At 47.1% G+C, this 9,650-nt stretch carries 4 protein-coding genes and 2 pseudogenes; 3 read left to right on the top strand and 3 right to left on the bottom strand.

Annotation, left to right across the window (positions count from 1 at the left end; translation table 11 throughout):
- A partial coding sequence (locus tag BR71_RS23860) for a transposase (RefSeq protein ID WP_156038828.1) occupies positions 1-248 on the bottom strand: 248 nt, incomplete at its 3' end.
- A 520-nt stretch (positions 249-768) separates the two neighbouring features.
- Between BR71_RS23860 and BR71_RS24360 the strand changes: the two genes are divergently transcribed.
- From BR71_RS24360 to BR71_RS19455, 3 genes and pseudogenes are all read left to right on the top strand, one after another.
- Entirely contained in the window at positions 769-1,137 is a 369-nt protein-coding gene (locus BR71_RS24360; RefSeq protein WP_156039059.1) for a hypothetical protein, read from the top strand.
- Between the two features lie 239 nt (positions 1,138-1,376).
- Positions 1,377-2,089: pseudogene (locus BR71_RS19460) on the top strand (IS5 family transposase); the annotation flags it as partial.
- A pseudogene (locus BR71_RS19455) lies at positions 2,084-2,565 on the top strand (IS5 family transposase); the annotation flags it as partial. The pseudogenes BR71_RS19460 and BR71_RS19455, both read left to right, overlap by 6 nt.
- A gap of 277 nt (positions 2,566-2,842) precedes the next feature.
- Here the strand turns inward: BR71_RS19455 and BR71_RS23855 are convergent.
- Both BR71_RS23855 and BR71_RS24355 read right to left on the bottom strand, forming a co-directional pair.
- Entirely contained in the window at positions 2,843-7,804 is a 4,962-nt protein-coding gene (locus tag BR71_RS23855) for an RHS repeat-associated core domain-containing protein (protein WP_162179237.1), read from the bottom strand.
- A gap of 120 nt (positions 7,805-7,924) precedes the next feature.
- Positions 7,925-9,211, bottom strand: a complete 1,287-nt coding sequence (locus tag BR71_RS24355; protein WP_156039058.1) for a hypothetical protein — start codon at positions 9,209-9,211, stop codon at positions 7,925-7,927.
- Between the last annotated feature and the right edge of the window lie 439 nt (positions 9,212-9,650).

Raw genomic sequence — 9,650 nt, 5'->3', positions numbered from 1 at the left:
TGTAGGCGGTCCCAAATGCCTAGCGCTTGCCAATCGCGCAGTCTTCGCCAGCAGGTCATACCGCTGCCAAAACCGAGTTCCTGTGGGAGGTCCTCCCAAGGAATGCCGGTAGTGAGAACAAACAAGATGCCGTTGAGGGCGGCAAAATCATCCAACCGCGGCCGCCCACCCCGGCGGGAACGCGGTGGTGGAGGAAGTAGTGGTTGCAATGACTTCCAGAGCTTCTGACTGACGACTTTCCGTTTCATCTTCGCCAAATGCGGGCATACGCATCTGACATCAAGAGGTTTTGTTAGCGGGTCTTAGTGGTCTTGTACTTGGGCGGGGCGGGCTTACTCATGCCGTCATTCTACCCCGCCTACAGGGAGGGTGATTTGTGCAACAAAGCCCCCTTGATATGTAAAAAAAAACTACACTAATAATAAGAAGCTTGCAAAATACATCTTCGTGCTTGCTCTGCGTTGCAAACCTTCGGTAGGTTTAATATTTTCAGCCCCCTAGAAGGCGCATTATCATCAAAGAATTTTATTGATGGTTTTCAAAGATTTTGAGGAAGTGTATTTTATGAGTTCCCATGGCTTTTTTGTACAACTAAATTTAATCCCATTACATAAAAAACTAGAAAAATTGTCAAAATAGCCATGAAAATTTTAACGGAAAAATATTTTACGCCTTGGCATGGTTTTGAGTTTTAAAATTAAGCTTTTTAGAACTTTTTATAATTCTAGTTGTTTTACCATTTTTTAAAATCTATCCGGAGATCTTTATATGCAATTTTTCTATGCACTACTATTTTCTATTTTTTGCAACTTTTTATACTCCACCCAGACGTTTGCATCAATTAGTGTATCGTGCGAAGACAGTGGTCAGAAAATGTCAGTCGGGCATGTTATCGGCATTGGCGGGCGAGTAAGTACACATGCAGCGTATACGGGAGTCCGTTTTCTTAAAGAAGATGGCACGATCGTGAACTATAAAATTTATAACTATGTACCAGACACCTCTCTTTCTCAAGGTTATGTAAGTGTACTGGAAAATTTACGTGATGCCTTCCATCAAGGATCCCTTGTTTATTATTGTTTATATTATGATGAAATCACTGAGGTCTGGATATTTCGACAAGATGTACAGCCTTAAGACCGCTTATATGGACGCCTCCCGTTTGCCAAGGGCAGTTTCACAAGATGACATGCGGCGGTTGGTTGCTCGCTTATATCCGGCCTTGTTGCAGTCCGATAGATATGCGGGCCTTGATGGAATTCGCCGGAAGACGGTCTCTGCTAACAAGCGGATTCTAGATCCTGCGGTCTTATCAGACTTGGCCTCCCCCGGTCCAACCTGTATGCCATCACATGCTGCTGGGCGTTGTTGCACAAATCCGCCCGGCCGTCGGTATGGTGCAAAGCCTGCTAAAACTGGCGGGGCTAGACTGGCTAACGCCGGACTACAGCACCGTGTGCCGGCGGCAAAAGCATTTGCAAGTGGCCATTCCTTGCCGACCAAGCACGACCCGGCTGCACCTGTTGATCGACAGCACCGGCATCAAGATGCTGGGTGAAGGCGAGTGGAAAACCAAGAAGCATGGCGCGGAATATCGCCGGCAATGGCAAAAAGTGCATCTGGGCATCGATGCGGAAACCCTGCAAATCCGCGCCATTGAAGTCACGGACAACCGCCAGGCCGATGCGCAAATGCTGCCTTCGCTATTGGCGCAAATCCCGGCTGATGAGCCGATAGGCTGCGTGAGCGGCGACGGGGCTTTCTATACCAAGGCATGTCATCAGGCGATTGCCGCGCGAAGCGCGATCGGATGCATTCCCACCCGCAAGAATGCGAGAGCGTGGAAAGGCAGTTCGCTGGGAGTGCTGGCTTGCAACGAGATTTTGCGGGCAACCAAACGACTAGGCAGGGCGATCTGGAAGCGCTGGAGCGGCTACCATCGCCGCAGCTTGGGGAAACCAAGATGCATTGCTTCAAACGGCTGGGTGAAAGGGTGACGGCCCGTCGCTTCGAGGGTCAAGTGGCAGAGCTACAAGTGCGCGTTGCCATCTTGAACCGCTTCAACATGATGGGCCGTCCGTGCACGGTGCATCAAACCAGGAAGGGCAATCAGTGGTACTTCGGCATGAAGGCCCATATCGGCGTCGATGCCCAGTCCGGCTGGTGCATCACGTGGCCGGCACCGCCGCCAATGTGGCGGATGTCACGATGGTCGATCAGTTACTGCACGGCGCGGAAGTCGACGTGTTTGGCGACGCCGGCTTTGCTGGCGTGCACAAGCGAGCCGAACACCAATCGCGAGCGGTGCGCCGGTGGATTGCGATGAGGCCTGGCCAGCGCAAAGCGCTGACCGATTCAGCCGACGACCGGCAGATCCCGCTGGGCGAAACGGTCAAAGCCAAGATTCGGGCCAAAGTGGAGCATCCGTTTCGGGTGATCAAGCAGCAGTTTGGCGACCTGAAAACACGCTACCGCGGCTTGAAGAAGAACACCGCACAACTGATGACGCTGTTTGGGCTGGCCAACATCTGGCTGGCGCGTAAGGCCCTGCTAGCGGGTGGCTGAAGGGATGGATGACCGGAAGCATCCGGTCATCCTCATGGCGGGCGATCTGAAATTGGTGGGTCTACTGCAACCGAAGCCCCCGCGAGAAATGGCATTTCTGTTTGCGCGGCAGGTTGTTCAGACCTTCCCTAGATCCAGGCCAATGGTCTTGATTGTCATGGAGGACTCCCTTGTAAGTGACACATGTACTATCTCACCGGGCAAGCCGGTCAGGGAGGGAGCGTCCATACCATTAACAAAGCCGTACACGCCCCTGGGATCAGGCCACCTCAGTGCCCTATACTTTTCTACGCAATTCTGAAAAATAACGAACCGCTGCATCATTACTCCCGTAGCAGAATGATAAAACAACATGCCATTCATTGCTCAATATATATCGACCAAGATCTTCTATACTCCATCCCTCCGACATATTCCACATAAACAGTGCTCCATTCTTTGCTGCATTCTTCATCTCCGGGTCATCTAACATAAACTTTTCGTCACAGGCATAAAATTCAAAATCCAACAGCTGCGATCTGCGTCTACCATTTACATCCCAATTGTTCCCATCCCTTCTGCCATGAGTACCGGAAATAAAGAGGACTCCTCTTTCTCCTGTCACTACACTATCCCTACGCAATAGCTCCTTAGCCACCGTCCTGCCTTCATTCGCAGCTGTCCAGCTTGGCGAACCTCGCACCACTGTGTTCCCTCGCTCACCTAGCCTGTCTGAAACATACCCGGTCCCCTGTATTTCCAGAGTATCCCAATTCCCATTCATACTATACTCATTAGGGAGCCACGCCTCCTCGGGCAAATTGTTCCCCCGCCGTGTCTCGTCCCTAAGTGCTGAGCCTGATGTTGCAACTCCCTTCTTCGGCTTACTTTTCTTCCCCATCGCTCCCCCAGCCAGCCCGCCCACAACCGCCGATACCACACCTACCGCCACTGCCGCAGCCGAGCCACCTCCACCTCCCCCCCCCGCCGTTCTTGACTCACCCTGGGCACTGTTCTTCGACACCGCCATAGACAACCCAGCCACTGTTGCTGAGACCGCCAAATTAATCCCGATTTGTGCAGCCACCGACATCCCTGCTGTAGCAATTCCTAGGGCGATATTGCCGATGAATAGCCCGATCCGCGCACCAACGCTCATGTGTCCACTTGGGTCGGCCAGATTGATCGGATCACCCAGACAATATCGATAAGGGTTTATTCCACCGGCTCCAAACGGCGACAAGCTATCCTGACTCGTAAAGCCGGCAAACCCTGGCAGATAGAGGCGGGTGCCGTTACCTAACATATATCCCCCACTGGCGATATCTTTACGCTCCCCATTATAGCCGGTACGACTACGCCCCTGTCCGGCACCATACGGAGAATATGAGCTGACCTCCGTATTATTGGCCACAGTCGTCCCGCATACTGTGCCCGAACTATCCGTCCCGAGCCAACACGTTTGGTCTCCCGTCACTTCCGCTATGGAGCCCCCCCCATGGAAGGCAAAGAGGGTTTCGTTATCACCAGACACTTCACTGAACACTTTTTTGCCCAAATAATAATTTATCGTATTTCCAGTCTTTAAGATTCGGCCAAATGCATCGTACTTGTAAGAAATGAGCCCATATCTAGTAGGTTGATTGAATGGTGAGTATTGCAGGTTACGGACTTCAGGTAGAGAAGTGCTAGTCAAATTCCCATCCAGGTCATAAACTAACGACACCCGGAGAAGGTGTGCATTATCCCCCACCGTAAGAGAGTGATTAATAAACCTGAGTTGTTGCCCCGTGTAAGTATAGATCGCAGTATCTTCTTCGTTGTTAGCATAGGTGCTTACCAACTGTTCCAAATTGTCTAGTCCATTAAAACTGAAGACTAGCTTTTTAATCTGCTTACCACGCTCATCGCACGGGAGGAGAGAAGCCGAAGAAGTCGGATCAACTTCGTACAGTGTTAACCGATTTTTCTCGTCATAGCTAAAGTGCTCTATCAGTTTCTCGTTCGCTACAGTTGTCGAGGTTTCGCGCGTAGTAAGTTTACTTTCGATATCATAGGTACACGCTATCGTGGTGACGTGATTGGTGATACAAGATTTGATGGTGCGCACCTGCTCACGCCCGTAGTCATCATAGGTCAATGTAGTCTCTTGTCTAACGTCATCTCCCTCCTTTACCGTCACCTTAGATACACGACCAAATTCATCTCGAGTATACTCCCCACTCACAATTATGTTCCCGTAACTATGCTCGGTGGCTCTCAGCCTGCCCAATGAATCGAGCGACCATGTGACCGTATCGAAACCACCTGATCGGTTAGAGACTTTTACTTTCAGTATCTCGCCACGTAGTGTTTGAGTTTCAACGGTGGTAGTTTTCAGCTGCTCACCATTCACCTGCTGCCTGATCGTCGCCAATCGCCCAGTAGATGTATACGTAGGGGTATAGGTACCCTCAGAATTAGTCGCACTAATCAAGAGGCCAGGAGGCAGACCCGCAGGTATGGATTGCTTTGAGGTAAATGAGAAAATGGATGCCTCCCCCTCTGCCTCTACCTTTGAATACGTTCCCAACTCGGGAACGAGCATATAGTCAATCGCTTGCTGACGACCATTTATAGCTTTGGCCGGCATAGCGGATACCTTCACCCTATCGTACTCTCGGCGACGGGTCACACCATCGACGACCGTTTGCGTGAGCCGATTCAGGCCATCATAGGCTTGCGTACCTAACTCAACTTCTGTCGTACCCATGATACCTTTCAAGCTGGTTGGCAAGGATGATTGCGTCCAAGGATGGTACTGTGTTCGGAAGTGGGTCCCATCAGTGTGGATCGTCTCTAGTGGTCGGCCGAACAGATCATAGGCTGCCACCCTCATCTGACGGTTAAATGGTGTGGTCTGCAAGATGAGGCGCCCCCAGCCATCATAGCTTGCAGTTTTTTCGCTATATACCGTTCCAGTTTTGGTTAGTATGCTTTGATTAATCGGATTACCAAACAGGTCGGTTACTATGCGACTGGCGGGAAGTTTAGATACAGAGCCATTAGGCAAGTCACGTTCGATGTGCTCAGTTATACTTAATGAAAATGGGTCAACCTGACGAATAAGCCGAGTTTCATCACTATAACTTTCTTGGCATACTTCATTCCAAATGCCGTAGCTATAGTCAGTTTTAACATAGGACCTTGAATTTATCGAGCCTAAGTTATAGTCCCACTGCTCCTGACTGATCAAACGTATCTGATTATCGTAAGTGTTTTGCGAGATTTTGTAGGACATGTTGTTTTCAACATGATATGTGGCAAGCTCGTTATCAAATAAGTCTTGATAAACTTGAGTAGTTATACCATTCTTCGTGACCGAGATGCGCTCCCCAATGGTAGAAATTCCTAATGGTATATTGTTCACATTGGGGAGATATTCATACTGATAAGTCGTTACGCTTTCGTAGTCGGAATCCGCAGCTTCAACAATTTGGGTGAGCCGATCTAGCTCATCGTATTCATATTTTGATTTTATGCCATCTGGAGCAATCTCCTCAAGCAGCATACCGGTGAAGCGGTGTTTTTTTTGGATCTGGATGGCCTGACAGCCATCATAGGCGGCTATTGTAGATTTTTGGGTGACACTGGTCTCATCAAATTCGTAGTCAATGGAAACAGTGTTTTCTTTTGGTTTTCCACCCACGTCGTCCTGACCCTTAACTGTCAAGGTGACGGTTTTTATTTCCCCTTGAGGTAAAGAAGAGGGATGATAAGTGTAAACAAGTTTATACGGGCCGTATTGTATCGAATCGATAACGACATTTAATCCATCAGAACCAATAGTTTGGTACGTGTAAGTGGTGCATTTGCTATCCGTGGCATTAGGAAAGCCTCCTGCCGGATATACGGTGGAGCTTTCAATGTATGCACATAAATCACCAAAGGGATGAGGAGGACACAAACCTTCCCTTCCTCCTGCCGGGAAGTATATGTTAGAGGTGGTAATACCGTTATAGTCAACAAACTTGATGAGATTTCCATAGTCATCAAACTCATATTCTTTATTGAATCTTTTCTCTTTTCCATTGGGTCCCGATATAATAAGCTCTTCAGAAGCAGGCAATTCATACTTACAGCCCTGCGTACTTAGTGGTTTGTCATCGTCACCGTAATAACGGTAGACAAAGCAAACTTGATAATCATTTATATTGTTACGAGCTATGGTCTTTATTATGCATTGATGAAACTTATTGTATACATAAGTGGTAACAAGGTTATCAAGTGTAGTTTGAGCCACGTACTCATATTTACCCTCTATCTCAGCCAAGTTATCGCCCGGATCAGACCAAATAATTCCACTCGCCCCGCCGCCCCAAAAACTATTTGGGGGTGCGGGGTACGAAAAATAAGTGGTGAGGGTATGATTGGAAAGGCTGCCGCTTATTTCAGAATTAGATAACGTAATTTTATATTCAGATAATGCCTTAATCTCTTGGACCGTACCTAGAAATGGCGTATCCAAAGTGTTGCCATATGTCATATTCTCCACCGTACCTGATTCATGGTTGGTACGTGTCAAATAACATGGCCCGTTAGAATCGGGGCGGTAATATTCGAAGGTAATGTCGGCTCCATCGACACCGTTAATACTGGTGAGATAATAATTGTAGATATCGGAAAAAGTTAAGCTAACGGAGCGACCAAGAGACGTAAACTCTACACTCTGGCTTCGGTAATTGGCTTGAAATAATACACTATCTCCCTCCAAAATCTGATCAAGTGTATTGTTAGTGTTTAGCTTCACTACAAGAGACCTTCCTGCAGCAGAAGTTATGGACGAGAGGTATGCATTTCCACTGTCATTATGATCAATTCTGAGTGTTTCTTTACTTCCATCTGCATTTTTAATATAAACGTAATCAGTATCTGACCAAACTTGTAAGTCCTTTACTTTATGGGATAGCTTCCAAGCTGCATAACGATCAGCATCAAGCACAGAATAAGTTTGCCCATTGGAAAGGGTCAACGTTTTAGCAGTGGCAGAGTAGTTGGCGAAAGGGATGTGCCAGCCACGCCCGCAGCCGGTTGGGTTCGATGGAATGGAGTCAAAAGAGTTTAAAGGGGAAAAGGATAGGAATAATGATAATGACGGCCCGAACCCATAAGCAGCGGCTATATTAAAAAGTGGGTACGAGAAAGTATAAAGTCCAGTTTGGGGATCAGGGTTTCCTTGGAGTTGATTGCTGTTATTACTTGCTGAAGAGTAGGTTTTCATATTCATCTCTTTATTATAAGAATGGGATTGATGTACTCGGTTCTGTTGCATTAAGTTAAGGGGGGAGGCAGATTGCTACCCCCCCTTAACTTAATGCAACAGAACCCCAAGAATCGATGCTTACTTATCTACCACAGCAGCCCAATGGAGTTCATATCCATCTTGGCCCGATCCGGTGTTCCAATTTATTGCTAGATGCAGACTATTTCCAAAGATATCTTCGATAGTTAGCTTTTTTACCTGTGAGTTTAAATCATTCCAAACGTTAATTGCGCCACTTGGAAGATCTGTTGTTCCTTCACATATATCACACCAAGCATTTTTACCTGAAGACCAATAACACATGGCCGGAATTCCTAAATTTTCAGCCCTCACAATATCGTTTTCAGTTATTCCTCCTGGGGAATCATCGAACAGCACCCAACAGTTCGGCTGGTATGACTTTCTATCATGGAATTTAATCGTTCCGGACCTTTCGTACCAATATTTGATGTCTTGATTATCCTGAAAAGGGGCATAGACAATGTTATATTTTATAACACTGCTTAGGGCAATGTTGTTGCTACCGCTACCTTTAGATAAAAACGCGCCCACTTTGTCACCACCAGAGCTATACATATAGCATACTGGGTAGTATTTATAGGGCGAGTAAGTTACATAACAATCAGGCCTCACTGATTCAGGGACTTTCCCTCTGCCAGTAATTCGTAACGGGCGGTTTAATGAGAATCCTGCCGAATATACAACGTATGACAATGAGCGAAGCCTTACCCACGCCCCATTACCCTTTGCCTCAACATCCTCCCCAGGCACCACCTGATTCGATTCAAATGTATCACCTCCCATCTCGACTTCATCGTTAACAATAAGGCTTTTTGAAAAGGTAGCGACCTCTTTAAATTCAAAACATGGATTGAGATTTAAAAAATTGGTGAAAGTAACTTGTCTGGTCCCACCCGCAACATAGTCTGGTACGTCATCTGGACCAACATACTTAGCATTCAAAACCCATGGCATTCCGTTCTTTTCATCAATTGTAGGGGCTCGAAAATAAACGTTGATAAATTTATCTTCCTCACTCGCGTCAATGGCCTTTCCATATACACCATCATTGTATAGCAACGCGGGCACATCGCTAGGGAAAACCTTCTGCCAAGGAACTTCCTTGTTATTATTTTCTGAGTCATGAAGAGTAATGTTTTCGTATAAATAACTGACGGCGCTCTCCCATGACATCTCATTCTTGAGATTGACTTGAAATGAAAAGCATATGCACATGACTCCATTGCAATAAGCCTGAATTGATGTAGGTCGAGGAGAGGTAGAAAATCGTCCATTCGTAAACCAACCACTCAAAGTAACGTAAGGATCGGTACTGGGATTAAAGACTTTAGTGAGAGTATTCATGAGATTTCTCCAGTTTGAAAAACTCGGGCACATCTAGCCGCGCACGTATAAGTGATACAGAAAATGGCTCAGTATATAGAAGAAGATAATGCATTGTTGTGCACATGTGCGCAATTGCGGACCATCACTTTACTCACGCTGCGGCACAAGGATATGCAACTTGGATCGGGAGCTGGAAGCAGCGATGGTAGCCCTCCCTAATTTTAAGAACGCGCAGTCAATGGTTTGCAAAAATGGGTAATATAGGGCCTTGCCACTTATTCGAGAAAGCCTCCTTTTCACGTTGGGCATATTTAATGCGACGATGATCGTGGTTGGTATTTTAGGCCACTTCTTAAAATAGCCAAGTTTTTCCATTGCCTGAGTTTAGGGGGCATCTCGAATAACCGGCGTTTCTGACCAAATCTAAACGCAGGACGACCCCGAGCGGGTTGACGGC

Source organism: Chromobacterium haemolyticum DSM 19808, assembly GCF_000711885.1.
GTDB classification, from domain to species: Bacteria; Pseudomonadota; Gammaproteobacteria; order Burkholderiales; family Chromobacteriaceae; genus Chromobacterium; species Chromobacterium haemolyticum.
This window is presented reverse-complemented; position numbering and strand designations above follow the sequence as displayed.

Coding starts and splice junctions, on each gene's coding strand:
- BR71_RS24360 (WP_156039059.1), top strand. CDS start 769: ATGCAATTTTTCTATGCACTACTATTTTCTATTTTTTGCAACTTTTTA.
- BR71_RS23855 (WP_162179237.1), bottom strand. CDS start 7,804: ATGAAAACCTACTCTTCAGCAAGTAATAACAGCAATCAACTCCAAGGA.
- BR71_RS24355 (WP_156039058.1), bottom strand. CDS start 9,211: ATGAATACTCTCACTAAAGTCTTTAATCCCAGTACCGATCCTTACGTT.